This window comes from Herbaspirillum sp. Her2, from assembly GCF_057961375.1.
Map to the genome: position 1 here is coordinate 49,197 of NZ_CM176331.1, position 26,612 is coordinate 75,808.

The following is a 26,612-nucleotide window of genomic DNA, read 5'->3' on the forward strand; positions in this document are numbered from 1 at the left end:
CTATATTGAATTCAACGGAAGTTTTTGCAGCACGTAACGATGTCTCCTCCACCCTCCTCATTGGTGTGGATTAAACCCGGAACCTCAGTGTCCGGGTTTTTTTTGTCCTTTTTTCGCCAAGCTTGGCCAAAGTGCGACGCAAAGTTGTGCCACCGGCAATGAAATGCAGTCTTCCAGCGATAAAACCCCGGCAAATTGCCGGATTGACGCCACAATCCCCCGAAACCTTTTGACGCTAAGTCCTTGAAAAGGCTATACTTGCCGGCTTTCCCATGCGCTCGGGAAGATAAAAGGATGAGTCCGCGAAGCGAAGTACCCAGGACAGCAGGCATCCGCCGGCTGGCCCGCATGAGCGGAACCGCCATTTGAGCGTTTATATATTGATAGAGAAAGTCAAACATGAAGACCTTTTCCGCTAAAGCCCATGAGGTTCAGCGCGAGTGGTTCGTGATTGACGCGACGGACTTGGTCCTCGGACGTGTTGCCAGCGAAGTGGCACTCCGACTGCGCGGCAAGCACAAACCCGAATTCACTCCGCACGTCGATACCGGTGACTTCATCGTCGTCGTCAACGCAGGCAAGCTGCGCGTGACCGGCACCAAGGCCACTGAGAAGACCTATTTCCGCCACAGCGGTTATCCGGGCGGCATCTACGAAACCAACTTCCTGAAGATGCAACAGCGTTTCCCCGGCCGTGCGCTGGAGAAGGCCGTCAAGGGCATGCTGCCCAAGGGTCCGCTGGGCTACGCCATGATCAAGAAGCTGAAGGTTTATGCAGATGGCAACCATCCGCACGCCGCGCAGCAACCGAAACCCCTCGCCCTCTAAGGAACAGACATGATCGGTAACTACAATTACGGAACCGGCCGTCGCAAGAGTGCAGTGGCGCGTGTTTTCATCAAGGCAGGTTCGGGCAACATCATCGTCAATGGCAAGCCCGCCGCTGAGTACTTCTCCCGCGAAACCGGCCTGATGGTGATCCGTCAGCCGCTGGAACTGACCGGCAACGTCGAACGTTTCGACATCAAGGTGAACGTCCACGGTGGCGGCGAATCCGGCCAGGCCGGCGCTGTTCGCCACGGCATCACCCGCGCCCTGATCGACTACGACGCCGGCCTGAAGTCGGCTCTGTCGAACGCAGGCTTCGTCACCCGTGACGCGCGTGAAGTCGAACGTAAGAAGGTTGGTCTGCGCAAGGCACGTCGCGCAAAGCAATTCTCGAAGCGTTAATCGTTTCTTGCATTACGGAAAGCCGTCGGCATCTGTGCCGGCGGCTTTTTGCTTTTATGCGTTGTCGCTGCAGGTGTGGCTTGCTTGCGCAACGTCTCGTAGTGTGACGATAATTTCGGCTATTTGCGGAAATTACTGTCCGAGCGGAAATCAGCGGGAAATATTCTCCTGCTAAAATTGACCGCTTTTCAGCGTGCCATGCACGCGCGTCCGGCGCTCGTCCGCCACGGCGTTTTCTCTTCGCCTTTTCTCGCAAGGAACAGACATGATCAAGGTAGGTATCGTTGGCGGAACCGGTTACACCGGCGTCGAATTGCTGCGTATTTTTGCGACTCACCCGCAAGCCCGGGTGGAGGCCGTGACCTCGCGCAAGGAAGACGGCATGCCGGTATCCGAGATGTATCCCTCCCTGCGCGGCCGCGTCGATGTGGCCTTTTCCTCGCCCGACAAGGCGCGCCTGACCGACTGCGACGTGGTCTTCTTCGCCACCCCGCACGGCGTGGCCATGGCCCAGGCCCCGGAACTGGTGGCCGCCGGCGTGAAGGTGATCGACCTCGCCGCGGACTTCCGCATGCAGGATGTGGCCGCCTTCGAGAAGTGGTACAAGCTGCCGCACAGCTGCACTGACCTGCTCAAGGAAGCCGCCTACGGCCTGCCCGAACTGAACCGTGAGGCCATCCGCAAGGCGCGCGTGGTGGGCAATCCTGGCTGCTATCCGACCACCATGCAGCTGGGCTTCGCACCTCTGCTGAAGGCCGGCGTGATCGATGCCTCGCACCTGATCGCCGACTGCAAGTCCGGCGTCTCCGGCGCCGGTCGCAAGGCGGAACTGAGCCTGCTGTTCTCGGAAGCCTCGGACAACTTCAAGGCTTATGGCGTCTCCGGCCATCGCCACTCGCCCGAAACCATCGAACGCCTGTCGCACCTGACCAGCGACAAGGTCGGCCTGCTGTTCACGCCGCACCTGGTGCCGATGATCCGTGGCATGCATTCCACCCTGTACGCCCGCCTGACCAAGGACATCGACAACGCCGCCCTGCAGGCCCTGTTCGAAGACGCCTACAAGGACGAGCCCTTCGTCGACGTGCTGCCCTTCGGTTCGCATCCCGAGACCCGCACCACGCGCGCTTCCAACATGCTGCGCCTGGCCGTGCATCGTCCGGACAATGGCGACACGGTTGTGGTGCTGGTGGTCCAGGACAACCTGGTCAAGGGTGCTTCCGGCCAGGCCGTGCAGTGCATGAACCTGATGTTCGGTCTGGAAGAAACCAGCGGCCTGCAGCAGGTCCCGGTCCTGCCGTGAAGTACCGCTTGTGGCGTCGGCGCATGACGATTTCTGCGCCGAAGATGACCATCAAGCGCCATCTGCCGCTGCCGCTGCTGATCCTTCTGTGGGCAGCGGTGGTGGCCGTGGGAGCGGCGGCGGCAGTCTGGACCTACCAGCTGGGGCGCAACAACCTGCCTGGCCTGCATGGGGATGCGGGCGAGCAGATCGAGCAATTGAGCGAACAGGTCAAGAAGCTGACCGCGGAAAATGAGCGCTTGCAATCTGCCTCCAACGCGTCGCAAAATGAACTGAAGATTGCCCAGACGGCGCAAGCCACCCTGGCGACCCAGGTCAAGAACATGGAGGCGGAAATCAATCGCCAGAAGGAAGATCTGGCCTTCTTCGACAGCCTGCTGCCGACCAACCTGGGCGCACCCGGCATCACCATCCAGCGCTTCAAGGCCGAACAGGCCGCGCCCAACCAGCTGCGCTATCGCGTGCTGGTCATGCAAGGTGGTGGGGGAACGCAACAGTTTGCAGGAAACCTGCAGCTTAGTGTCAATATGGTGCAGGGCGGCAAAGGTGTTACCATCAACTTCCCGGAAGGCAATTCCGCTGACCAGGCGCGCTATCGGCTCGCATTCAAGTATTACCAGCGGGTCGAAGGCCTGCTGACCATTCCCGAAGGTGCCATCGTGAAGTCGGTGGCAGTCCGAGTTCTCGACCGCGGCCAGGTGCGTGCCCAGCAGTCGGTAGATCTGTGAGGTGATTCCATGTTTACACGCAAGACCAAAAGCACGATCGACAGCCTGATCGGCATGTCCACCAGCATCACGGGCGACGTCGGCTTCAAGGGCGGCCTGCGCATCGACGGCGCCATCACCGGCAACATCAACGCCGAAACCGGCCAGCCCAGCGTGCTGGTCATCTCGGAGCACGCCAAGGTGGTCGGCGAGGTGCGCGCGGCTCACCTGATCGTCAACGGTGAGATCGTCGGCGATGTCCACTCCACCGAACTGCTGGAGCTGCAGCCCAAGGCTCGCATTACCGGCAATGTCTTCTACAAGGCGCTGGAGATGCATGGCGGGGCACTGGTCTCCGGCAAGCTCAGCCATGACCAGCAGGTCGAGACGCCGGTGCTGAAGCTGGCTGCATCGTCGGAAGCATGAAAATCCGCAAGCGCTTATAATGGCTTTATCGATCTGATGTATTGATCCGCCTCAAGCCCAGCAGGAGCCCGAAATGAATGCCGTAGCCGAACTGCAACAAACCGACATGCCCGCCCCGATCAACTTCAGCGACAGCGCAGCCGCCAAGGTGGCCCAGCTGATCGAGGAAGAAGGCAATCCCGACCTGAAATTGCGCGTCTTCGTGCAGGGCGGCGGTTGCTCGGGTTTCCAGTACGGTTTCACCTTTGATGAAATCGTCAACGAAGACGACACCACGATGAGCAAGAACGGCGTCCAGCTGTTGATCGACTCGATGAGCTACCAGTACCTGGTGGGCGCTGAAATCGACTACAAGGACGACCTGGAAGGCGCGCAATTCGTCATCAAGAACCCGAACGCCACGACCACTTGCGGTTGCGGCTCTTCGTTCTCGGTGTAAGCGCTGCCAGACTCCCCGCCTGGCGCAGCTTTGCGGGGAGATGAAGAAAAAGGACGCCTCGGCGTCCTTTTTTCATGTCCAGAACCTTCATATCGCCCTGGACCCACCGTGCAGCGGGCGTTTCCGGGAACGGCCAGGCGCCACCGGAAATGCCCGCACCAGCCTCACCCCAGTTCGGTGAAGGCCTTGGCCGCAGCGGCGATGGTTTCCTCGATGATCGCATCGCTGTGCTGGGCCGACACGAAGCCGGCTTCGAAGGCTGAAGGCGCGAAGTACACGCCCGCATCCAGCATCTTGTGGAAGAAGCGGTTGAAGCGTTCCTTGTCGCCCTGCATCACCTCGGCATAGCTGGTGGGCACCTTGGCATCGAAGTAGAGGCCGAACATGCCGCCGATGGCATCGGCTGCGAAGCTCACGCCGGCTGCCTTGGCGGCAGCGGCGAGGCCATCGGCCAGCTTGCGGGTCTGGGCCGTCAGATGGGTGTAGAAGTCCGGCTGCTGGATGATCTTCAGGGTCGCCATGCCGGCCGCCACCGTCACGGGGTTGCCCGAGAGGGTACCTGCCTGGTAGACGCCACCCAGCGGTGCCAGATGCTTCATCACCTCGGCGCGGCCACCAAAAGCGGCCACCGGCAGGCCACCGCCGATCACCTTGCCCAGCGCCGTCAGGTCGGGAACGATGCCGTTCAACTCCTGGGCGCCGCCACGTGCCACGCGGAAGCCCGACATCACTTCATCGAAGATCAGGATGGCGCCGTATTCGGTACACAGGCGGCGCATGGTGCGCAGGAATTCATCCGAAGCACGCACCAGGTTCATGTTGCCCGCCACCGGTTCCACGATCACGCAGGCGATCTCGTTGCCGGCATTCTTGAAGGCCTCTTCCAGCTGGGCGGCGTTGTTGTAGTCCAGCACCAGGGTGTGCTTGGCGAAGTCTTCAGGGACCCCGGCCGAGGTCGGATTGCCGAAGGTCAGCAAGCCGCTGCCTGCCTTCACCAGCAGGGAGTCGGCGTGGCCGTGGTAGCAGCCTTCGAACTTGATGATCTTGTCGCGGCCGGTGGCGCCACGGGCCAGGCGCAGCGCGCTCATGGTGGCTTCGGTGCCGGAGGAGACCAGGCGGATCTGCTCGATGGAGGGCACCAGCTTGATGATCTCTTCGGCCATCTCGATTTCAGCCTCGGTCGGTGCACCGAAGGACAGGCCGCGTGCAGCTGCCTGCTGTACCGCCTTGACCACTTCCGGATGGGCGTGGCCGACGATGGCGGGGCCCCAGGAGCCGATGTAGTCGATGTAGCGCTTGCCTTCGGCATCCCAGAACCAGGGGCCTTCGGCGCGTTCGATGAAGCGCGGGGTGCCGCCTACCGAGCGGAAGGCGCGTACCGGGGAATTGACGCCGCCCGGCGTGCTTTGCTGGGCGCGGGCGAACAGGGATGCATTGGTCTTGGTCATGAGTGTGCGGACGATACCGTCCGGATGCAGTGAATCAGTTGATGGAAGGCGGCGCGTCCAGATCGGCGGGATCTTCCGATTCGCGCGCCCAGAAATAGCGGTCGGGCAGCAGCTTGCCCATGCCGATGCGCTGCGCATTGGCCAGCGCGGCCAGCGTGAACTCCTGCGCTTCGGACGCCGCCAGCGGCACTTCCAGGTCATTGGCCAGCATCGCTGCCATGGCCGCCGAGAGCGTGCTGCCGGCACCGACGAAGGAGCCCGGCAGGCGCGGCCAGGCATCCTGGCGCACCAGGCCGGATTCGTCGAAGAGCGAATTGGCCACTTCCTGCAGGTCGGTCTGGGTATTGGTCACCAGCAGGTATTCGCAGCCCATCTCGATGATGCGCATGGCATCGAGCTCCAGCGCATCGCCCGGCACCGGCTCGCGCCAGGTTTCGGCCAGGCGGGTCAGTTCGCCGGCCGAGCAGATCAGCACCGTGGCCTGCGGGATCAGCAGTTCGCGGATGGCGATCAGGCGATCATCCTCGTCTTCCTGGTTGGCCAGGGCACTGATGAAGGGATCCAGGATCAGCGGTACGTCGGGATAGTCGGAGACGATCTCGGCAATCACCGAGATGTTCTCGATGCTGCCCAGCGCACCGACCTTGAAGGCGGCCACGGCCATGTCTTCGAGGATCACGCGGGCCTGGTCGGCGACCCAGTCGACGTCGACCACCTGCACGTCTTCGACGCGGGCGGTGTCGCCGATGAGCAAAGCCGTCACCACCGACAAACCGTGGCAGCCCATGGCGGCGAAAGTGGCGAGATCGGCCTGGACGCCCGTGGCGCCGACCGGATCAGCTGCGCCGAAGCTGAGGATGAGGGGAGGAGTTTGGTTTTGCACGTCGAGTAGATTAAGATAGCTGACTTAGCATTTTACTTGATTGATTTTAGGGATAGTCAGCCGTGACGAATAGCAGCCAAACCGAATTCAAAACCTGGATGTGCCTGATCTGTGGTTGGATCTACGACGAAGAAGCAGGCCTGCCCGAAGAAGGCATCGCCCCGGGCACCCGCTGGGACGACGTGCCCATCAACTGGACCTGCCCGGAATGCGGCGCCCGCAAGGAAGATTTCGAGATGGTCGCCATCTGATCGCCTGCTGATCGCCTGCACCGCCGCCGACGGCTTCGGCATTGCGTCCCGCCGCCATGTGCCCGGCGGCACGCTGGCGGCGCTTCCTTGGCCGGGAGTTGCCGCTCACCCTCCTGTTTTCCTGCCTTACGGGATTTGATCTACATCAAACTCTCGCTTTGTCACGGTTTTCGTCGCGTTTTCCCATCATTTTTTTCTGCCTGCTGGTGCCATGTCTTTGCCGGGCGGAAAAGCAGCGAACTTTTCTGGGTAAAATCGTGAACAGTACCAGCTTTGCCCGCATGACCGGATAACAGGACGCACAGACGTCCGCCCGGCCCCTGTACGGCATCTCCCCCGACGGTCTTGTCCATTGAGCCCAGCCCCGCCAACGCGCCGCTGGCGCGCTTCGGCGTGCGCGCAAGCGTGCGGCGGCATGGCCTTTCTTAACCGTTTCATGAGGGCTGGTATGCCACACACCAAGGATTTCGTCATCAACGCGCCCGCCGCCCGCAGCTTTCCCGGCCTGCCGGAGCGCGAGGGACTGGAGCAGTTCCAGGCTTCGCTGCTGGCGCGCATGGCCGCTTCCGACAACGAAAGCATGCGCTCGCGCCGCCTGGCGGTCGCCATGGGCGAGCACTGCTATCTGGTCCCGCTGGCCCAGGCTGGCGAGATCGTTCCGCTGTCCGGCCTTGCCATCACCCCCGTACCCGCCACCCGCGACTGGTTTCGCGGCCTGCTCAACATCCGCGGCAGCCTGATCGGCCTGGCCGATCTCATGGGCCTGGCCGGTGCCGTCCCCCAGGAAATCGGCCGCAGCAGCCACGTCCTGCTGCTGGCTCACGGCCTGGCACCGCAATGCGGCTTGCTGGTGTCAAGGGTATTGGGACTGCGTGACATCACAGAAATGACCAAAATATCGAAAAATTACGATACGGAAATTCCCTTGCTGGGCCTTGCCGGACGTTATAAAGACAGCGGTGGTCAGCAATGGGATGAACTGGACCTGTCGCTGCTGAGCCAGGACAGCCGTTTTCTGCAGATCGGCCGCTAGCAGCCGTGTCGCAAGCGACGCCGAGGCGGCCTCTGCAAGCCACTGCAGCTGCAGGCCTGAAAATCAGAAAAACCTGAGAAATCCAGAAGATCTGCGAGATCTGTAAAGAGGGAATAGGAACGCCGGCCATGGAACCGACCTTGCCGTATCTGTCGAAAAAGAAGCTCCCGGCCGCCCCTGGGTCCGGCACCGGGAGCGCTGCCGTGGCCGGAGGCGATCGAGGCCGGTCGGCCGGGCAGGGCGGCCCTGGCCTGCGCCTGCCCTGGCTGCACCGTTATTCCCTGCGTACCCAGACCCGGGTGCTGCTGGGCGTGCTGGCGCTGTCGCTGGCGGCCCTGTGCCTGTTCATGTGGCTGGGCGCGCGCCTGTACCTGCTGGCGACCCTGCAGACCAACCTGGCGTCGGACCTGGTGATGCATTCCCAGCGCATCGGCAAGGCCGTGCCCAATGCCATCCAGGGCAATCCCCAAGCCTTCGTGCAGTTGGCGCAAAGCCGGCTCGAATTCAATCGCGGCCTGCTGCTGCTGAGCAGCGGCGGTCCGTATCAAGGGCAGAACATCGGCCTGCCCGATCCTGCGCTCAAGCCGGCGCTGGACAACGTGGCCCGCATGTGGCGTCGTACCGATCTGGCCGGCGAGACCATCCTCGGCATGGAAAAGGAATTGACCGGTTTCGGGACCACGCTCAAGCGCCTCAACCAGCTGCTGCCCGTGATGCTGGACCTGAGCGAGCAGATCGCCATGCTGCAGTCGCAGGGCCGGCCCACCACGCGCGAGATGGCCGCCGCCAGCCAGCTGGTGATGCTGACCCTGCGCCTGGGCCGCAGCTCCAATGAGTTCCTCACCTCCGACGGCGTCAATGCGGAAACTGCCTTCATGCTCGGCAAGGACATCACCGCTTTTGGCGACCTGTTGAAGAGCCTGCTGGAAGGCAATGAGATGCTGCGCCTGCGCGCAGCCACCGATGCCGACCTGCGCAGCAAGCTGCAGGAACTCACGCGGGTCTTCGGCGAGTACCAGCCGCAGATCGCCGGCATCCTCGGCAACCTGCAGAATTTCATCGCGGCCAAGCGCTCCGAGCAACTGGTGTTCATGGAAAACGAAACCTTGAAACGCCACCTCACCGAATTGCAGGAGGCCTACCGAGTCGCCCTGAAGGCGCGCTCCTGGACCTTCTGGGCCATGCTGTGCGCCATGGCAATGGCCCTGCTCAGTGCCATCGGCATCGCCCTGGTGCAATTGCAGAGCAGCCGCAACAATGCCGCCGCCGCCGAAGCCCGCCGCCAGGAAGCCGAACTGCAGCGCCAGCTGGCCCAGCAGGAAGAAGAAAAGGCCATGCGCGCCAATCATCTGACCCAGGCTGCCGTGCTGCGCCTGATGACCGAGCTGCAGCGCGTGGCCGATGGCGATCTGACGGTGCACACCACGGTCTCGGACGACGTCACCGGTGCCATCGCCGATTCCGTGAACTACACCGTGGAAGCCCTGCGCGGGCTGGTCGAACAGGTCACGCAGATGGCCGCCAAGGTGGCCTGGAGTTCCGAACACGTGCGCGGCACCACCACCGAGCTGGGGGCCGCTGCCCGTGCGCAGGCCCGGCGCATCCAGCGCATCGCCCAGGCCATGCTGGAAATGTCCAACCAGATCACCGGCATCTCGGTGTCGGCCGATGAATCCGCTGATGTGGCCCGCCACGCCGTGGTGGTGGCCGAGCGCGGCGCGCGTGCCGTGGAAGATGCAGTCAAGGCCATGGATGGCATCGGCGAGCAGATCCGCGAGACCTCCGAGCGCATCAAGCGCTTGGGCGCGTCCTCGCAGATGATCGGCGAGATCACCGACTTGATTTCGGATATCACTGAACGCACCAATGTGCTGGCCCTCAATGCCGCCATCCAGGCAGCGTCGGCGGGCGAGGCCGGGCGCGGCTTCTCGGTGGTGGCCGAGGAGGTGCAGCACCTGGCCGAGCGCTCCAGCGCCGCCACGCGCGAGATCGGCGCGCTGGTGCGCATGATCCAGGCCGATACCCGCGACGTGGTGGTGGCCATGGAAAAATCCACCAATGGCGTCACCGATGGTGCCGTGCTGTCGGACGCGGCCGGCAGCGCCCTGGCCGATATCCGCAGCGTCTCCAAGCGCCTGGCCGACCTGATCCAGGGCATGGCGGTATCGACCCGCGAACAGGCGGTCTCGGCCAATGGGGTGGCCCAGCAGATCCAGGGCATCCTGAGCGAGAACGACATCATCGAGCAGAGCCGCGAACAGGTCGCCTCGCTCTATGAAGAACTGTGGGATGCGGCGCGCCAGCTGGAAAGCTCGGTCTCGCGTTTCCGCGTCAAAGTTTCCTGAGCCGGTGCTGCTGCCATGATCCTCGGTACCGACAACGCAGCAGTCCAGACTCAGGCCGGATCCGGCATCCGGTCCGGCGCGGGCGATGAGCGTCTGCGCGAGACTCTGCGTCCGCTGCTGGCCATCGTGCGCCAGCAAAGCGCCGCCTGGTGTGCCCGCCTCGACCAGCAGCAAGCGCGTCCCGGCCTGCCGGCACTGGTCCTGCGTACGCTGGCAGCGCTGCGTGACTATGCCGGTGCCAGCGGTGCCGCTGCCTTTGCCTCCTCCGCCTCGGCACTGCTGGAGACCTTGCAGCAGCAGGGCAGCGATGGCAGCTCACACGCAGGCACCCGCAGTCTGCTGGAAGCCGGCATCCATTCCCTGACCAGCCAGCTGGAAGGCCCGCTTGCCCCGGCCAGCGAACCGCAGGCACCGGAGCTGATCGATCCACTCCTGCTGCCGGTCTTCCTGGAAGAAGCACAAGAGCTCATCGCCGGTATCGGCGAGACCTTGCTGGTGCTGTCGGAGGGCGGGCAGCCTGGTGCGGTCGATGCCAGTCTGCTGGCCGAACTGGCGCGCCCGCTGCATACGCTCAAGGGCAGTGCGCGCATGGTGGGGGCCTTGCACCTGAGCCGCTGCCTGCACGACATGGAAGGAGCCCTGCAGCGTCTCGGCGAGGGCAGCCCGGCCCCCCGGAGCGTGGCGGCGCTGCTGGCCTTGTATGACCAGGCCGTGGAGCATTTCAGTACGCTGGAACAAGGCATGGCCACGTTGTCGGCAACCGGCACACAGGCCGCTCCTTCCACCTTGCCCGGCACCGCAGCGGCAGAGGGGCGGCTGACCGCGCCCTTGGTCCGTATCCGTACCACCGTGCTGGACAAGCTGCTGAATCAGGTAGGTGAAGTTTCCATCAGCCGTGCCCAGCTGGACAACGAAATCGGGGCCCTGCAGGGCGACGCGCGCCTCTTGGGTGAAGAGTTGGACGCCATGGCACAGCAGCTGCAGCGATGGCAGCGCAGTTGGGAGCAGGGCAGCCTGCAGCCCCGGGACGAGGCCGCGACCGGCCTGACCGAACTGGCCAAGGCCATGGAAGCCGCCCTGGGTGCGGCCGTGGCGCGCCAGAAGCGGCTGCTGCAACGGGTGGTGAGAACCCGCGAAGGCCTGCGCCAGCAAGGCCGCACCACGCGCGAGCTGCAGCAGGAGCTGATGCATGCGCGCATGGTCAAGTTCAACAGCATGGAGCCGCGCATGCAGCACCTGGTGCGCCAGGTCGCGGCCGAAACCGGCAAGCCACTGGTACTGGACCTGTCGGACTGTCGGCTGCAAATCGACCGCGCCATCCTGGAACGCCTCATGGGCCCGCTGGAGCACCTGTTGCGCAATGCCGCCGTGCATGGCATCGAAGAAGCGCCGGTGCGCCGCGCGGCCGCCAAGCCGCCCAATGGCTGCCTGCGCATCCAGGCGGGGCACGAGGGCAATGAAGCCGTCATCCGCGTCAGCGACGACGGCCGCGGGCTGGACCTCGCCGCGATTCGCCACAAGGCGATGCAACGCGGATTGCCGGGCGTGGAACTGTGGAGCGAAACGCGCCTGGCCGAGCTGATCTTCGAACCCGGCTTCAGTACGCAATCGCAAGTCTCTGCCCTGGCCGGACGCGGCATCGGCATGGATGTGGTGCGCGCCGAAGTGGCGGCACTGGGCGGGCGCATGACGGTGCATTCGCGGCCCGGCCAGGGCGTGCTCTTCACGCTCTACCTGCCGCTCTCGCTGGCGGTGCAGCAGGTCTGCCTGCTGCATCACGGGCAGCAGCAGTACGCCATTCCTTCCACCCTCATCGACAGCGTCATCCAGTTGCGCAGCGACCAGGCGCGCCAGGCTCTGGCGCGGCGCGCGCTGGAGGTCCATGGCCGCGAGCTGCTGCTGCATCCGCTGCACGTCCTGCTGGACGAGCCGCCGCCGGTGCCGCTGCCGGGTACGAGTGATGCCGGTTCGGCCTTTGCCTTGCTCATCAAGAATGGCGATGAACTGATGGTCATCATGGCCGACCACGTCAGCGGCAACCGCGAAGTGGTGGTCAAGCCGGTCGGGCCGCAGGTGGCGACCTTGGCCGGCATGGTCGGGGCCACCGTACTGGGGGATGGGCAGATCGTGCTCATCATCAATCCGCTGCTGCTGGCCGGCTCGCGCCGCGTCGATGGCAGCGGCCGGGCGGCGGGCGTACAATAGCGGGCTTTGGCTGCGCGGCTGGCACGCCTGCCATTTGCCCCTGCATCGTCTTTCGCCCGAGGTCCGTCATCGACTCCACACTCGTCTCCATCCTGCTGGCCACCACCCTGGCCGGCGTGGTCAGCATTACCGCTGCGGCGGTGTTCTCCTTCGCGCTGCTGTCGAAGGTGGTCGAGCGCATGGTCAGCCTGTCGGTGGGCATCATGCTGTCGACCTCGCTGTTACATGCGCTGCCGGAAGCCTTTGAATCGCAAGCCGAACCGCATACGCTCTTCGCGGTGCTGCTGGGTGGCCTGCTGGTGTTCTTCCTGCTGGAGAAGACGGCCATCCTGCGCCACTCGCACCACCACGAAGACGATGGCCACGGCCATCACCACGGTCACGACAAGAAGGAAGCCGGCAAGGCCGGCTGGATGATCCTGGTCGGCGACGGCCTGCACAATTTCACCGATGGCATCCTGATTGCGGCGGCTTTCCTGGCGGATCCGCACCTGGGCCTGGTCACCGGACTGGCCATCATCGCGCATGAGATCCCGCAGGAGATCGGTGACTTCATCGTGCTGCTCAATGCCGGTTTTTCGCGCACCCGCGCCTATGTCTACAACCTCATCTGCAGCCTGATGGCGGTGGCCGGCGGCGTGCTGGGCTACTTCATGCTGGAACGAGGCATGGAGTGGATTCCCTTCGTGCTGGTGTTTGCCTCCTCGGGCTTCATCTACATCGCCGTTTCCGATTTGATGCCGCAGATGCAGCGCCGCGCCACGCTGCGCGAGACGATCCCGCAGGTGATCCTGATTGCAGCGGGCGTGCTGATCGTGCTGGCACTGACGCATCAGGCGCACGTTCACTGAGGGCATCCGGCCGCGCGGACGTGTCGCGTTGCCGGCGCACTATCCAGCGCATGCCCACGCTGCAGACCAGGCCCAGCAGGCCGAAGAACAACAAGAGATCCTGGAGCACGATCCATCCTTTCATCGCCTCAAGGCGGGGTTGCGGATGGCTTCACTGTAGGGGTGCCGCGCGCGGTACGCCAATATCAAATCAGCCGGCCCGCCATCTCGAAACGAGATGGATGCGCCGGCGAAACCGGGCAGGGGAGAACAGCATGATTTCCATCCGGCAGTTGCGCTACTTCGTCGAGATCGTCGAGGCACGCGGCTATACCCGCGCGTCCGAGCGCCTCTTCATCGCGCAATCAGCGTTGAGCCGCCAGATCAAGGAGCTGGAAGCAGACCTCGATGTGCTGCTCATCAAGCGCGAGGCAAAGGCCTTCGAGCTGACCCAGGCGGGCCAGGATTTTTATGAACGCAGCCGCCGCATCCTGCTCGACCTGGACCGCGCCGTAGCGCAGGCACGCACCATCGGCAAGGGCGAGCACGGGGCCTTGCGCCTGCTGCATTCCAGTTCGGTGCCGTTGTCTGCACCGCTGGGTCCGACCCTCAATGCAGCGTTGAAAGACTTCCCCGGCATCTCGCTGGAAATCTCGCAGGCTCCCTCCGAATACCAGGCCCGCGAGATCGTCGAAGGCAGTGCCGATATCGGCCTGGCGCGGTTGCCCATCCTGCGTGCGCATCCGAATCTGGAGAGCACCGTGCTCTACCGTGAGCGTCTGGTGGCGGCCGTACCAGCCACCCATCGACTGGCCGCGCGCAGCGAAGTGGAGATTGCGGAATTGCGGGATGAATTCTTCGTGACGGTGCCGCACCGCGATCGCGGCGGACTGAGTTATCTGGTAGCCGAGCGCTGTATTGCGCACGGTTTCTATCCGCGCGTGGCGCGTGCCACCTCGCGCAAGAATTCCTTGCTGAGCCTGGTCAATGCGGGCTTCGGCATCGCTGTCGTACCGCAGAGCATGGCCAGTATTTCACTCTCGGCGGGCGTCAGTTTTCCCGCGCTCAAGGATGCCGATTTCCATTCGGAGGTGGCCCTGCTGCGCCGACGCGATGCGCCGGCCATGGTGCAGCAGTTCGTGGAAGGTTTCGTGGCCCGCCTGCAGGAGGCGGGGATCACGGGAATGACAGGTAGCGTGGCACCCGACCTGCCATAGGGTGCCGCACGCCTCCCTGCAAGGATCAGTTGCCGGTGGCTACCGGACGCTGCGGATCGGAACTCCATTCGCTCCAGGAACCCGGATACAGATGCGCCCCCGGCAAGCCCGCCACTTCCAGTGCCAGCAAGTTGTGGCAGGCGGTCACGCCCGAGCCGCACTGCATGACCGCAGCCTGCGGATCACCCACTACCGACAGCCATTCCTCGCGCAATTGCGTGGCACTCTTGAAGTGGCCATCGGCCTGCAGGTTGTCCTTGAAGAAGCGGTTCTTCGCGCCCGGAATGTGCCCGCCCACTGCATCGATGGTTTCGTTCTCGCCACGGAAGCGATCCGGTGCGCGCGCGTCGACCACTTGCAGGGTTTGGCTCTTTAGATTGTCGAGCAGGGCTTGCGCATCCACGGTCTTGACCAGCGAGGACAGATCCTGGATGTTGCCCGGCGCAGCCGGTGCCGGCGTCTCGCTGGTCAGCGTTTCACCCAGCGCCTGCCAGGCCGCCATGCCGCCATCGAGCACGGCCACGTCGCTGTGGCCGATCCAGCGCAGCAGCCACCACAGGCGTGCGGCATACATGCCACCGTGGGCGTCATACGCCACCACTTGGGTGTCATTGTTGATGCCCAGGTCGCGCATCGCCTGCACGAACTGCTGGCGGTCCGGCAGCGGATGGCGGCCATGGAAGCGGCCGGCGGCATCGGTCTTGGGACCGGAGAGCAGCTCATCCAGGTGGGCGAAGCGGGCCTGCGGCAGATGGCCGGCCGCGTAAGCTTCACGGCCGTAAGCGGGGTTGGTCAGGTCGTGACGGCAGTCCACGACCACAACGTTCAGATACTGCGCACGCGATTTCAATTCGCTGGCGCTGATGAGGGTCTGGTAGGTCATGCGGCTCTCCTTTTGTTCATAAGCCCTGCAAGCGGGCAGGATTCAGGGATTCATGGATTCCTGGATTCAGACTTCGGTGGCGATCGGGTCCACCTTGGGTACGTTCTTGGCCACGGCCTGGCTCTTGCGCTGGTTGCGATACGTCGCCAGCATGCCGCTGGCCAAGATGATCGCCATGCCCAGCCAGCCGATCCAGCCCGGCGCATCATCCCAGATCAGCACGCCGAAGAGGCTGGAAAAGACGATGCCCGTGTATTGCAGGTTGGCGGTCACCAGGGTATTGCCGAGCCGGTAGGCGCGCGTCATGGCGATCTGCGCCGTGGTGGCCGTCAAGCCTATCATGAGCACCAGCAGCGCACCGATCCAGGAGTGGCTGTGCCACAGCGGCACGCGTCCCGTCACCACGCTGCCGACCAGGCCGGCCAACACGCCCGTGGCAGAAAAGTAGAACACCACGCGGTACTCCGGTTCCCCCAGCAGGCCCAGCTTGCGTACTTGCAAGTAGACCAGTGCCGAGAGCACACCTGAGGCCAGCGAGATGGCACCGCCCAGCAACTGCTCGGCATTGAGCGATGGGCGCATCAGCAGTGCCACCCCGAGGAAACTCAGCGCCACCGTGCCGGCCAGGCCCCATTCGAATTTCTTGTGGCCCTGCCACCAGCCGGCCACGAACAGCATCACCGCAATCCAGATCGAGGACATGTAGTTCAGCGTGGTGGCCGTGGCGATCGGCAGCAGGCTGAAGGAATAGAACCACATCCACAGCGAGACCACCCCCACACCGCCGCGAATGAAGTGATCGCGCGGGAAAGGCGTGCGCAGCGTGCCCCCGCGCAGGCGGATCAGGCAAAGGATGAAGAGCACGCCGATCACGCCGCGGCAGAGCACGATCTCGGAGGTCGTGTAGTACTGGCTGGCGAGCTTGACGCACACGCCCATGACGGCAAAGAGGAATGAGGCGACGAGCATCCAGAGCGATTGCATGGCGGCGGTTCAGTAGTGGGAGGGGAGAGTGGGGAAGGTGCACGCGTCACGAGCACCAAATAAAACGGCAGCCCCGGCGTGAACCGGGGCTGCCGTCGTGCAGCTGGAGCGGGAGGGGCGGATGCGGGAGGGTGGGCGACAATGACGGCGCAGACTACGTCCGTCGTGAGCTTGCCGCATTGCCTGCATCTGCTTTCCCCCTGCGCGGCCTGTTGGCCTGGTTATGGTGTGCTGGTTCCTTGCGGCACGTCCAGCTGCTGGCGATACCACTCGTGGAAGTGCTGCATGCCGTCTTCCATGGGCGACTGGTAGGGACCGACTTCGCTGGTGCCGCGATCCATCAGTATACGACGGCCGGCATCCATGCGCAGGGCGATCTCGTCATCCTCGACGCAGGTCTCCATGTAGGCGGCGCGCTCGGCTTCCACCAGCTCGCGCTCGAACAGGGCGATCTCTTCCGGATAGTAGAACTCCACCACGTTGGTGGTCTTCTGCGGACCGGTCGGCCAGAGCGTGGACACGACCAGCACGTGCGGATACCACTCCACCATGATGTTGGGGTAGAGCGTGAGCCAGATGGCACCGTATTTGGGCGGCTTGCCGTTGGAGAACTGCAGCAGCTTTTCCTGCCACTTGGCATAGGTCGGCGAGCCGGACTTGATCAGGCCGTGGTTCACGCCCACGGTCTGGACGCTGTAGTCGCGGCCGAATTCCCACTTCAGGTCGGAGCAGCTCACGAAGTTGCCCAAGCCAGGATGGAAGGGCTCGACGTGGTAATCCTCCAGGTAGACCTCGATGAAGGTCTTCCAGTTGTAGTCGGACTCGTGTACTTCAGTGTGGTCGTACAGGTAGCCGGAGAAGTCCAGGTCGCGCGTCACGCCCAGATGCTTGAGCTTGTCGGCGATGTTGACGCCGTTGTTCTCGAACAGCAGGCCATTCCAGCTTTGCAGCGGGGTCTTTGACAGGTTCATGCACGGCGTCTCGCCGAAATGCGGCGCGCCGATCAATTCGCCCTTCAGATCATAGGTCCAGCGATGCAGGGGGCAGACGATGTTGCTGGCGTGACCGCGGCCATCGAGCATCTTGGCCTGGCGGTGGCGGCAGACGTTGGACAGCAGTTCAATGCCCTGCGCATTGCGCACCAGCATGCGGCCTTCGTTTTCCCAGGGCAGCGTGGAGTAGTCGCCAGCTTCGGGCACCATCAGCTCATGGCCGACGTAACGAGGTCCCTGCTGGAAGAGTAGTTTCAGTTCCCGCTGATGAAGCGGTTCGTCAAAGTAGACGTGGACTGGAAGTTGCGCGTTTGAACGCGCCAATTTGGCAAAAGTAGCAAGATCGGACATTTCCGCCCCCAAATTAATTTGCACCAACCTAAGGAAGAAAATCCGCAAAAACCTATGTTCAAATAATATGAAGAGGAAATTTTGGACAGAACCGAGGATTATGCCACAAAACCCCCATAAGGGGCCGGGTTTTGTGGCCAAAATGCCAGTAAATTGGCCGAATTTACAAGCTCGGCTCGAAATCCGCTGACATTTCCACGCCCTTGATTGACTTGGGCATCGCCGGTTTGTTCTAAAATACCGGGTTGGAATTTTGAATGGGTCGATATGCCTAGAACCTCTGCCGCTGCTTCCTCTGCTGCCGCCTCTGCGGCCGCCGTCGCCTTGCCTGCTTCTTTCGAGGAAGCGATGGAAGAGCTGGAGCAGCTCGTGGCCCGCATGGAAGCCGGCGAACTGCCGCTGGAAGCCTCGGTGGCTGCCTACAAACGCGGCTCCGAACTGGTGAAGTTCTGCGCCGGCCAGCTCGACAAGGTGGACAGCCAGGTCAAGCTGCTCGAAGGCGACATGCTCAAGCCGTTCAATGCGGCGGACGCTGCTGGCGGGGACGACTGATGAATGCACAGATGCCGGCCGCCAGTGCGCAGGCCCCGCTGACGTTTGCCGACTGGATGCGCCAGGTGCAGGGCGGCATGGAAGACGTGCTGGACCGATTCCTGCCCGCGACCTCGGTGGTGCCGGCGCGCCTGCACGAAGCCATGCGCTATACCGCCATGGATGGCGGCAAGCGCGTGCGTCCGTTGCTGGTCTATGCTGCCGGGGACATCTTCGATACCCCGCGCGCGCTGCTGGACCGGGCTGCTGCGGCCGTGGAGATGATCCACGTGTATTCGCTGGTGCATGACGACATGCCCTGCATGGATGACGATGCCCTGCGCCGTGGCAAGCCCACGGTGCACGTACAGTACGATGAAGCGACTGCGCTGCTGGTCGGCGATGCGTTGCAGGCGCAGGCCTTCGATACCTTGTCGGCCCCGCTGGAGGCCGAGCTTGGCAAGAGCGATGCCGGCGTGACGGCACGCCAGCTGCGCATGGTGAACCTGCTGGCCCAGGCGGCCGGTTCGGTGGGCATGTGCGGCGGCCAGGCCATCGACCTGGCCAGCGTGGGCATGACCCTGTCGCTGGCCGAGCTGGAACAGATGCATCGCCTGAAAACCGGTGCTCTGCTGCGCGCGGCGGTGCTGCTGGGCGCGCTGGGCGGCAAGGCGCTCAGCGCCGACGAGAGCGCAGCGCTGGACGAGTATGCGCGGGCCATCGGCCTGGCCTTCCAGGTGGTGGACGACATCCTCGATGCCACGGCCGACTCGGCCACGCTGGGCAAGACGGCCGGCAAGGATGCGGCGGACAACAAGCCGACCTATGTCTCGATCCTGGGCCTGGCCGAATCGCAGGCGCTGGCCGAGAAGCTGCGCGGCAATGCCCACGCGGCGCTGGCACCCTTCGGCGATAAGGCCCGTCGCCTGCGCGAGCTGGCCGACCTGATCGTGCAGAGAAAGACTTAAGCGACGTAACCCGGCATGAAGACGGACCGCGCGGCATGTGCCAGGCGCGGCCTTCAGACCCCAACACGGTAAGAACAGATGCTCCTCAATACCATCAACGACCCGGCCGACCTGCGCCGCCTGTCCCGCCATCAATTGAAGCCGCTGGCCGAAGAGCTGCGCGGTTTCCTGCTGGACTCGGTCTCCAAGACCGGCGGCCACCTGTCCTCCAACCTGGGCACGGTGGAGCTGACCATCGCGCTGCATTACGTCTTCAATACGCCGCAGGACCGCATCGTCTGGGACGTGGGCCATCAGACCTATCCGCACAAGATCCTCACCGGCCGCCGCGAGCGCATGGCCTCGCTGCGCCAGCAGGAGGGCATCTCGGGCTTCCCGCGCCGCATCGAAAGTGAATACGACACCTTCGGCACCGCCCACTCCTCGACCTCGATCTCGGCGGCGCTCGGCATGGCACTGGCGGCCAAGACCCAGGGCTCGGACCGCCATGCCATCGCCGTCATCGGCGACGGCGCGATGACCGCCGGCATGGCCTTCGAAGCGCTCAACAATGCGGGCGTGCACGAGGACATCAACCTGCTGGTGATCCTCAACGACAACGACATGTCGATCTCGCCGCCGGTGGGAGCGCTCAATCGCTACCTGGCGCGCCTGATGTCGGGCAAGTTCTACGCCAAGGCGCGTGACGTGGGCAAGTCGGTACTGCCCGGCCCGGTGCTGGAACTGGCCAAGCGCCTGGAAGAACATGCCAAGGGCATGGTGGTCCCGGCCACCATGTTCGAGGAATTCGGCTTCAACTACATCGGCCCCATCGATGGTCATGACCTCGACTCGCTGGTCCCCACGCTGCAGAACCTGAAGCACCTGAAGGGACCGCAATTCCTGCACGTGGTCACCAAGAAGGGACAAGGCTACAAGCTGGCCGAGGCCGATCCGGTGCTCTATCACGGTCCCGGCAAGTTCAACCCCAGCGAAGGCATCAAGCCCAGCGCGGGCGGCAAGCTGACCTATACCCAGGTTTTCGGCGACTGGCTGTGCGACATGGCCGCCGCCGACGAGAAGCTGGTCGGCATCACCCCGGCCATGCGCGAAGGCTCGGGCATGGTGGGCTTTGAAAAGAAATTCCCGAACCGTTACTACGACGTCGGCATCGCCGAACAGCACGCCGTCACCTTTGCCGCCGGCATGGCCTGCGAGGGCATGAAGCCGGTGGTGGCGATCTACTCGACCTTCCTGCAGCGCGCCTACGACCAGCTGATCCACGACGTGGCCCTGCAGAACCTGGACGTGACCTTCGCCCTGGACCGTGCCGGTCTGGTCGGTGCCGATGGCGCGACCCACGCCGGCAATTACGACCTGGCGTTCCTGCGCTGTATCCCGAACATGGTGGTGATGGCGGCTTCCGATGAGGATGAGTGCCGCAAGATGCTCTCGACCGCTTATCAGTATCCCGGCCCGGCCTCGGTGCGCTATCCGCGCGGTGCCGGCATCGGTGCAGCGGTCGAGAAGACGCTGGAGACCCTGCCGCTGGGCAAGGGCGAGATCCGCCGCCAGGGCAAGGATGTCGCGATCCTGACCTTCGGCAGCCTGCTGGCACCGGCGCTCGGCGCGGGCGACAAGCTCAACGCCACGGTGGCCAACATGCGCTTCATCAAGCCGCTGGACGTGGAACTGGTCAAGCAGCTGGCCGCCTCGCACGATGCGCTGGTGACGGTGGAAGAGGGCTGCATCATGGGCGGCGCCGGTGCTGCCGTCTCCGAGGCATTGGCCGCCGCCGGCATCAACAAGCCGGTGCTGCACCTGGGCTTGCCGGACCGCTTCATCGATCATGGCGACGCTGCGCAACTGCTGGCGCAGTGCGGCCTGGATGCCGATGGCATCGCCCAGTCCATCGTGCAGCGCTTCGGCAAGGACCAGCCCCGTCTGGTCGTCAACAACGGCTAAGCGCCGTCTTCCCGCACCACGCCTCACCCCGGCGGCCCGCGCTGGCCGGGGGATGCGGCGCGTTTTCTCATCCGTTGAACATCCTGTGGCCGTGCCGGTCCAAGACCTCATCAATTAAAATAATTTCCTTTTGGAAATAATTTGTGGGGTGGCCGGCGGCTTCGCATGGGCGCTCCTGAAATCTTCCTGCAAGAATTCAAATGAGGAGAGACCCATGAGATGGGTGACGGCGATAGTCGGTGGTATGACGGGCTTTGTGCTGGCCTTGGCCAGTGATTGGTCGATCGGTTCTACGGTGGCCATCATGGCGGGGCTGGGCTTCTGGCTCGGCAATGTGCTGTTTGCGGGTAGCCAGCAGGAGGAGCCATCCGCCGCGTTCACCGGGACGGCACCTTCCGCATCCTTGGCCGCCCGCGTGAAGCACCTGGAAGACCGGGTCGCGATGCTCAGTGAAGAAGTGGAGCGGCTGCGACAGGAATCACCGCATTACCTTGCGCCCCCTGAGCCGCCTGTCGAGGTGGAGCTCCCTGCAGAAGTACGCTCCCACGATCAAGTCCGCATCCCCGTTACCGCCACCTTGCCGCCAGCGCCCGTCCCGCTCGTCTCGGCTGAGGCAGAACCACAGACCTCGCACGAACAACAAGCCGCTCCGCTGGCCACTGGCGCTGCATGGAGCGAGCCTGAATTGCCGCCATCCCTCCCTGCCAAGCCCGCTGCGCCCGCAACACCGGACCTGCTGGAGCGCGCCTTCAATGCCGCGCGGGACTGGCTGCTGGGCGGCAACACGGTGGTGCGTGTGGGCATCATCGTGCTGTTCTTCGGCGTAGCCTTCCTGCTCAAGTACGCCGCCAGCAACAGCCTGCTGCCGATCGAATTCCGCTTGGCCGGCACCGCCCTCGGTGCTGCCGTCCTGCTGGGAGCCGGCTGGCACCTGCGCGAGCGCCGCACCGTGTACGGACTGGTGCTGCAAGGCGGCGGGGTAGGGGTGCTGTATCTGACGGTGTTTGCTGCTGTCAAACTGTATGCGCTGATTCCCTCGGGCATGGCTCTCCCGCTGATGGTCGTGATCTGCGCCTTGAGCGCTTTCCTGGCGATCCGGCAGGATGCGGCGGTGCTGGCCTTCATGGGCAGTGCAGGCGGTTTCCTGGCCCCGGTGCTGGTCAGCAGCGGCGGTGGCAGCCATGTCGCGCTCTTCAGCTATTACGCCTTGCTCAATGCCGGCATCTTTGCCATCGCCTGGTTCAAGGCCTGGCGCGCGCTCAACCTGCTGGGATTTTCCTTCACCTTCGTGATCGGTTCGATCTGGGGCGCGACCGCCTACGCACCGGAACACTTCGCCAGTACCGAAGCCTTCCTGGTGCTGTTCTTCCTCATGTACGTCGGCATCTCGCTCCTGTATGCCTTGCGGCGCGAGTGCGTGGTGCGGCACTACGTGGATGGCTCGCTGGTATTCGGCACGCCCATTGCGGCCACCGCGCTGCAGGCGGCCCTGGTCAAGTCCATGCCCTTCGGCCTGGCGTGGAGTGCGGTTGCCTTGTCGGCCTTCTATCTGCTGGCCGCAGCCGGACTGGTGCGCTGGCGGCAGCGGCTGGGTTTGCTGTTCGATGCCATGCTGGTCCTGGGCGTGATCTTCGCGACGCTGGCCATCCCCTTCGCCTGCTCCGGCCAGACCACGGGAGCCGCATGGGCGATCGAGGGCGCGGCTCTGGTGTGGATGGCAGTGCGCCAGCGTCGGCTGCTGGCACTGCTGTCCGGCTTGCTGATGCAGCTTGTGGCGGCGCTGGCGTTCCTGGCGTCTTGGGGCGAGCCGCCTGGTGCGGTGCTGATGCCGGTCGTCCATACCGGCCTCCTGGCGATGTTGATGATTGCGCTGGCGGGCCTGTTCATCGGCTGGTGGCTGCAGGTGCGCAGCGATGCGGGCCGCTGGCATGCATCGCTGCCCAAAGTGGGCATGGCCGCTGCAGTCTGGGGCCTGTGCTGGTGGGCCGCTGCCGGCCTGCGCGAAATCCAGGCGCACGCCGCCACGCTGGCACCGGACGCGCTGGTCCCGTTCATCCTGCCTGCGCTGGTGCTGTGGGCCATCCTCACCGCCTGGCTGGCCCACGCCGCACGCCGCCTGCTGGCCTGGCCGCTGGCCCGGCGCGTCGAGCAGGCCTTGGCACCGGTGCTGGGTCTGCTGACCCTGGGCTTGTTCATGACGCAAGCTGCGCCGCTGACCGGATGGGGCTGGCTGGCCTGGCCGCTGGCACTGGTCTCGACCTATGCCATCCTGTGGCACCTGGAAGGCGAGCACGAACGCGGCCAGACCTCCCCCTGGCCACCCTATGCCCTGCAGCACCTCTTGAGTTTCTGGATGCTGTGCGCCTTGCTGGCCTTCGAGGGCTACTGGCGCTTGCGTGAGTTTGTCCCCGAAGGCGCGTGGAGCTGGAGCGCCTGGGCCTGTGGAGTGGGACTGTGCCTGCTGGCAATCTCGACCCTGGGCACCCGCCTGCGCTGGCCGGTCGCCGTGCAGGCCTGGTCCTATCAGGTCTGGGGCGCGGCACCGCTGGCGCTGCTGCTGTGGGTGTGGAGCATCGGCAGTGCGCTGAGCGACGGCGATGCCTCGCCGTTGTTCTGGCTACCCCTGTTGAACCCCCTGGATGTGGCGCAATTATTGGGTTTTTTGGCCGTGGCCGCATGGATAGGGCGTTTGCGCCAGCTGGAGGTGGGCCAGCCGCCGCTGGAAGTGAATTATCTGGCGTTCGCCACGGTCTTCCTGTGGTTCAACGCACTGCTGCTGCGCATTTTGCATCACTATTTCGGCGTGGAATATGAAGTAGCTGCCGTGCTGGCCTCGTTCCGCTGGCAACAGGTCTTCATGCTGGGCTGGGGTGTCTTTGCCTTTGCCGCGCTGTGGCTGGTCCGCAGCGAACGCCTGCAGAAGCTGTGCGTGCTGGCCTCGCTGCCGCTGATGCTGGTGCTTTGGCTGTGGACGATCAACGTCAACCTTACCGAGGCCGGTGGCGATTGGATGCGCCTGCCCTTGCTCAATCCGCTGGATGCGGTCCTTCTGGCAATCTATGCACTGATCGCTTTCTGGCTCTCGCGCCTGGCCAGCCTGACCGGTTTGCTTGCGCCGTATCGCACGGCGCTGGTGAGCGCGGTGGGCGCGACGGCCTTCCTCTGGCTCAACGCCATGCTGCTGCGCACCCTGCATCACTGGACCGGTCTGCCTTACACGCTGGCTGACATCTCGCACTCGACGCTGGCCCAGGCGGCGCTGACGGTGTTCTGGGCCTTGTGTGCCCTCACCACGCAGGTCATTGCCACGCGTCGCGGCTTGCGCATGCTGTGGTTCGTCGGCGGCGCGTTATTGGGAGTGACCGTGATCAAGCTGTTCCTGTTCGACCTGTCGCGCATCCAGGGCCTGGAGCGCATCGTCGCGTTCATCGGGGTCGGTGTGCTGCTGTTGCTGGTGGGGTATTTCTCGCCCTTGCCGCCCAAGCGCGCTGCCGCCGAGGAGGTCACGCCATGAAATCGATGCTGATGAGTTTGTGCGCGGGCTTGCTGGCGTTCAGCGCCCACGCCAGGGAAGCCGCGCCGGTGGAAGCTGTGCAATGGTACGAAGTGAATCTCAGCGGCAGCGGCCCGTATTACCGCATGCGCTTGCCATCCGAGATCTACGCGGCCAGCCAGCGCAGCGATCTGGGCGATGTGCGCATCGTCAACGGTGCCGGAGAACGGGTGCCGTTTTCACTGGAGGCGGCCACCGTTCCCGCTCCGGTCAAACGCGTGGTGCCGGCACCGGTGACCTGGTTTGCCGTGCCCTCCGCCAACCGAGCCGGCGGCCAGCCTCGCCTGGGTGTCTCGATTGCGCCCGACGGCAGCTTGCGTGCCGAGGTCGGCGCACCGGCCGCGCCGCGCGGGGCTGACGAGTCGGTGCTGGTCGATCTGGGGCGGGAAGCGTCGGTGAGCGGCTTGCGTATCCATTTGGGCGGGACGCATTATCAGGGCCGTGTCCAGGTCGAGAGCAGTGCCGATCTGACGCAATGGCACAGCGTGGCGGAAGCCGACTTGCTGAAGGCGTCCTCGAATGGCAAGCAGTTGCGCCAGGAGCGGGTGCCGCTGGACGGATTGCGGCAGCGCTACCTGCGGCTGAGTTGGCCGGATGGCGTGCCCGAGATCACGGCGATCGACGCCGAGACCGTTGTGGTGGAAGCGGTCCCCGGGAACGATGCGCCTGCTCTGCGCTGGCAGGCTGCCGCGCAGGTACGCACCGGCAGTCTGGCGGGCGAATATCTGTTCGAGAGCGGCGGAGTCTATCCGGCCGAAAGCGTGCGCATCGATTTGCCGCAGCCCAATACCATCGCCAAGGTCAGCCTGCAAAGCCGCAGCGAGGCCCAGGCACCCTGGCGGGAAGTCGCTACGGGCAACGTATTCCGTCTGCAAGGCAAGTCAGGCGAGGAGCGTTCCGCACCGCTGCAGTTCCAGGTCACGCCCGAGCGCAACTGGCGGATCATGGTGGACATGCGCAATGGCGGTCTGGGCAGCGGCTTGCCGCAAGTGAGCCTGGGCTGGCGGCCGGCGCAGCTGACTTTCGTGGCACGGGGATCTCCGCCCTTCAGAATAGGCGCGGGCGATGCAGCGCTGGCACCGGTGGCGCAGCCGACAGCGGAATTGCTGATGGGGGCAACCCCCGAGATGGGCAGCGCCACGCTGGGAGCTCGGCTGCCGATGGCACAGGAAAGCGCGGCGGCCGCTTCGGCCAGTACCCGCAATATCGTGCTGTGGGTGGGTTTGATCATTGCCGTGGCGGCTTTGGGCGCCATGGCCTGGCGGCTGGCGCGCAGCAAGCCGGTGGAAGGCTCCCGCTAGCTGTCGCAGGCAGAAGGCAGCGTTGCTGCAGCGCTGCCTTCATTGCCCGCAGTGGGAACGCGATCAGCGTTCCCGCCCCTTCTCCCACAACACATCCTGTCCACCCGCCTCCCGGTTGAGCACGCGCGCCAGCACGAAGCACAGGTCGGAGAGGCGATTCAGATACTGCCGCGCCGGCGCATTCACGCCGGCCTCGGCCTTCTCCAGCATCACCACGCTGCGCTCGGCGCGACGGCACACGGTGCGGCATACGTGCGCCAGCGCGGCCGTGCGCGAGCCACCCGGCAGGATGAATTCCTTGAGCGGGGGCAGGGTGGCGTTGTACTTTTCCAGCAGGGCGTCCAGCCGGGCCAAGTGCGCATCGGCCAGCACCGTATAGCCCGGGATGCACAGCTCGCCGCCGAGGTCGAAGAGGTCATGCTGGATCGACACCAGTTCCTCCCGCAGAGCAGCCGGCAGCGTCTCGCACAACAGCAGGCCCAGCTGCGAATTGAGCTCATCCACATCGCCCAGCGCCTGGATGCGCAGGTTGTCCTTGCCCACGCGGCTGCCATCGCCCAGTCCGGTACTGCCATCATCGCCGGTGCGGGTGGCGATCTTCGAAAGTCGGTTGCCCATCATTGCTCCTTGTTGATCCGCCGGGGAGCTTAAGCGCAAGGCCCGTCCAAGGCAAGCGCTTCCCATGCGCTGCGAGCCGTGACGCGTCTGCTGGAAAAAGGCGTAAACAATTCACTTGATTTGTCCGATCACGCAGCATGGAGGGGGACATTTGCGCAAACTAAAGTCGG

Annotated in this window: 25 protein-coding genes; 17 read left to right on the top strand and 8 right to left on the bottom strand. The window is 64.2% G+C overall.

All coding sequences use genetic code 11. The annotated features are described in order from the left end of the window. Window positions 1-11 precede the first annotated feature (11 nt). Window positions 12-401 carry a hypothetical protein gene (locus ACWHXP_RS00235; RefSeq protein WP_134136562.1) on the bottom strand — a complete coding sequence of 130 codons (390 nt, stop codon included), beginning with the start codon at window positions 399-401 and terminating at the stop codon, window positions 12-14. Here ACWHXP_RS00235 and rplM point away from each other — a divergent pair. The 6 genes from rplM (at window position 400) to erpA (ending at window position 4,105) form a co-directional block, all read left to right on the top strand. Then, entirely contained in the window at window positions 400-828 is a 429-nt protein-coding gene (gene rplM, locus ACWHXP_RS00240; protein ID WP_013235788.1) for a 50S ribosomal protein L13, read from the top strand. The two genes, ACWHXP_RS00235 and rplM, sit on opposite strands and share 2 nt — an antisense overlap. Window positions 829-837: 9 nt before the next feature. Then, complete coding sequence (gene rpsI / locus ACWHXP_RS00245) at window positions 838-1,230, top strand: 30S ribosomal protein S9 (RefSeq protein ID WP_006461968.1); 393 nt, start codon at window positions 838-840, stop codon at window positions 1,228-1,230. A 265-nt stretch (window positions 1,231-1,495) separates the two neighbouring features. Further along, window positions 1,496-2,533 carry an N-acetyl-gamma-glutamyl-phosphate reductase gene (gene argC / locus ACWHXP_RS00250; protein WP_134223286.1) on the top strand — a complete coding sequence of 346 codons (1,038 nt, stop codon included), beginning with the start codon at window positions 1,496-1,498 and terminating at the stop codon, window positions 2,531-2,533. A gap of 23 nt (window positions 2,534-2,556) precedes the next feature. Beyond that, entirely contained in the window at window positions 2,557-3,261 is a 705-nt protein-coding gene (locus tag ACWHXP_RS00255; RefSeq protein ID WP_121044014.1) for a DUF6776 family protein, read from the top strand. A 9-nt stretch (window positions 3,262-3,270) separates the two neighbouring features. Further along, window positions 3,271-3,666, top strand: coding sequence for a bactofilin family protein (locus tag ACWHXP_RS00260; RefSeq protein WP_039786903.1), 396 nt, complete (start codon window positions 3,271-3,273; stop codon window positions 3,664-3,666). 73 nt (window positions 3,667-3,739) lie between these two features. Then, window positions 3,740-4,105 (top strand): iron-sulfur cluster insertion protein ErpA, encoded by a 366-nt coding sequence (gene erpA, locus ACWHXP_RS00265; RefSeq protein ID WP_008331898.1) that lies wholly within the window; start codon window positions 3,740-3,742, stop codon window positions 4,103-4,105. 164 nt (window positions 4,106-4,269) lie between these two features. On the opposite strand, the gene hemL is transcribed toward erpA, so the two are convergent. Together hemL and thiD are read right to left on the bottom strand one after the other, a co-directional pair. After that, the gene (gene hemL, locus ACWHXP_RS00270) at window positions 4,270-5,553 is read right to left on the bottom strand and encodes a glutamate-1-semialdehyde 2,1-aminomutase (protein WP_310837904.1); all 1,284 of its coding nucleotides are present in this window, start codon (window positions 5,551-5,553) and stop codon (window positions 4,270-4,272) included. A gap of 34 nt (window positions 5,554-5,587) precedes the next feature. Next, window positions 5,588-6,436 carry a bifunctional hydroxymethylpyrimidine kinase/phosphomethylpyrimidine kinase gene (gene thiD / locus ACWHXP_RS00275; protein ID WP_039786906.1) on the bottom strand — a complete coding sequence of 283 codons (849 nt, stop codon included), beginning with the start codon at window positions 6,434-6,436 and terminating at the stop codon, window positions 5,588-5,590. A 98-nt stretch (window positions 6,437-6,534) separates the two neighbouring features. Between thiD and ACWHXP_RS00280 the strand changes: the two genes are divergently transcribed. Next, window positions 6,535-6,687, top strand: coding sequence for a rubredoxin (locus ACWHXP_RS00280; RefSeq protein ID WP_006461975.1), 153 nt, complete (start codon window positions 6,535-6,537; stop codon window positions 6,685-6,687). A 161-nt stretch (window positions 6,688-6,848) separates the two neighbouring features. Here ACWHXP_RS00280 and ACWHXP_RS00285 read toward each other — a convergent pair whose 3' ends face one another. Next, a complete protein-coding gene (locus ACWHXP_RS00285; protein WP_489634743.1) occupies window positions 6,849-7,040 on the bottom strand; it encodes a hypothetical protein in 192 nt (63 codons plus the stop codon). A gap of 95 nt (window positions 7,041-7,135) precedes the next feature. Between ACWHXP_RS00285 and ACWHXP_RS00290 the strand changes: the two genes are divergently transcribed. The 5 genes from ACWHXP_RS00290 to ACWHXP_RS00310 all read left to right on the top strand — a co-directional run bounded on the left by ACWHXP_RS00290 (window position 7,136) and on the right by ACWHXP_RS00310 (window position 14,317). Then, window positions 7,136-7,720, top strand: a complete 585-nt coding sequence (locus ACWHXP_RS00290; protein ID WP_134223284.1) for a chemotaxis protein CheW — start codon at window positions 7,136-7,138, stop codon at window positions 7,718-7,720. A gap of 128 nt (window positions 7,721-7,848) precedes the next feature. After that, a complete protein-coding gene (locus ACWHXP_RS00295; protein WP_489634742.1) occupies window positions 7,849-10,065 on the top strand; it encodes a methyl-accepting chemotaxis protein in 2,217 nt (738 codons plus the stop codon). Between the two features lie 15 nt (window positions 10,066-10,080). Beyond that, window positions 10,081-12,270, top strand: coding sequence for a chemotaxis protein CheA (locus tag ACWHXP_RS00300; RefSeq protein ID WP_489634741.1), 2,190 nt, complete (start codon window positions 10,081-10,083; stop codon window positions 12,268-12,270). Between the two features lie 116 nt (window positions 12,271-12,386). Next, window positions 12,387-13,121 (top strand): ZIP family metal transporter, encoded by a 735-nt coding sequence (locus tag ACWHXP_RS00305; protein WP_034330510.1) that lies wholly within the window; start codon window positions 12,387-12,389, stop codon window positions 13,119-13,121. Window positions 13,122-13,375: 254 nt separating this feature from the next. Beyond that, window positions 13,376-14,317: a LysR family transcriptional regulator gene (locus ACWHXP_RS00310; protein ID WP_489634740.1), complete on the top strand. Its 942-nt coding sequence runs from the start codon at window positions 13,376-13,378 to the stop codon at window positions 14,315-14,317. 25 nt (window positions 14,318-14,342) lie between these two features. Here the strand turns inward: ACWHXP_RS00310 and ACWHXP_RS00315 are convergent, their stop codons facing one another. The 3 genes from ACWHXP_RS00315 to ACWHXP_RS00325 form a co-directional block, all read right to left on the bottom strand. Beyond that, window positions 14,343-15,200, bottom strand: a complete 858-nt coding sequence (locus tag ACWHXP_RS00315; RefSeq protein ID WP_252695730.1) for a sulfurtransferase — start codon at window positions 15,198-15,200, stop codon at window positions 14,343-14,345. Between the two features lie 66 nt (window positions 15,201-15,266). After that, window positions 15,267-16,184: a DMT family transporter gene (locus ACWHXP_RS00320; RefSeq protein ID WP_034330513.1), complete on the bottom strand. Its 918-nt coding sequence runs from the start codon at window positions 16,182-16,184 to the stop codon at window positions 15,267-15,269. Window positions 16,185-16,405: 221 nt separating this feature from the next. Beyond that, a complete protein-coding gene (locus ACWHXP_RS00325; RefSeq protein WP_489634739.1) occupies window positions 16,406-17,527 on the bottom strand; it encodes an aromatic ring-hydroxylating oxygenase subunit alpha in 1,122 nt (373 codons plus the stop codon). 267 nt (window positions 17,528-17,794) lie between these two features. Here ACWHXP_RS00325 and ACWHXP_RS00330 point away from each other — a divergent pair, with 267 nt between their 5' ends. From ACWHXP_RS00330 to ACWHXP_RS00350, 5 genes are all read left to right on the top strand, one after another. After that, on the top strand, window positions 17,795-18,079 hold the full coding sequence (locus ACWHXP_RS00330; protein ID WP_259433170.1) for an exodeoxyribonuclease VII small subunit: 285 nt from the start codon (window positions 17,795-17,797) through the stop codon (window positions 18,077-18,079). Then, window positions 18,079-19,026, top strand: coding sequence for a polyprenyl synthetase family protein (locus ACWHXP_RS00335; protein ID WP_489634738.1), 948 nt, complete (start codon window positions 18,079-18,081; stop codon window positions 19,024-19,026). Before ACWHXP_RS00330 ends, ACWHXP_RS00335 begins: the two co-directional genes overlap by 1 nt. 78 nt (window positions 19,027-19,104) lie before the next feature. Then, window positions 19,105-20,970, top strand: a complete 1,866-nt coding sequence (gene dxs, locus ACWHXP_RS00340) for a 1-deoxy-D-xylulose-5-phosphate synthase (RefSeq protein WP_134223277.1) — start codon at window positions 19,105-19,107, stop codon at window positions 20,968-20,970. Between the two features lie 214 nt (window positions 20,971-21,184). After that, window positions 21,185-24,484, top strand: coding sequence for a DUF2339 domain-containing protein (locus ACWHXP_RS00345; protein ID WP_489634737.1), 3,300 nt, complete (start codon window positions 21,185-21,187; stop codon window positions 24,482-24,484). Then, window positions 24,481-25,824 carry a DUF3999 domain-containing protein gene (locus ACWHXP_RS00350; protein ID WP_489634736.1) on the top strand — a complete coding sequence of 448 codons (1,344 nt, stop codon included), beginning with the start codon at window positions 24,481-24,483 and terminating at the stop codon, window positions 25,822-25,824. Before ACWHXP_RS00345 ends, ACWHXP_RS00350 begins: the two co-directional genes overlap by 4 nt. A 63-nt stretch (window positions 25,825-25,887) precedes the next feature. Here ACWHXP_RS00350 and ACWHXP_RS00355 read toward each other — a convergent pair whose 3' ends face one another. After that, window positions 25,888-26,442 (bottom strand): cob(I)yrinic acid a,c-diamide adenosyltransferase, encoded by a 555-nt coding sequence (locus ACWHXP_RS00355; RefSeq protein ID WP_121043821.1) that lies wholly within the window; start codon window positions 26,440-26,442, stop codon window positions 25,888-25,890. Window positions 26,443-26,612 lie beyond the last annotated feature (170 nt).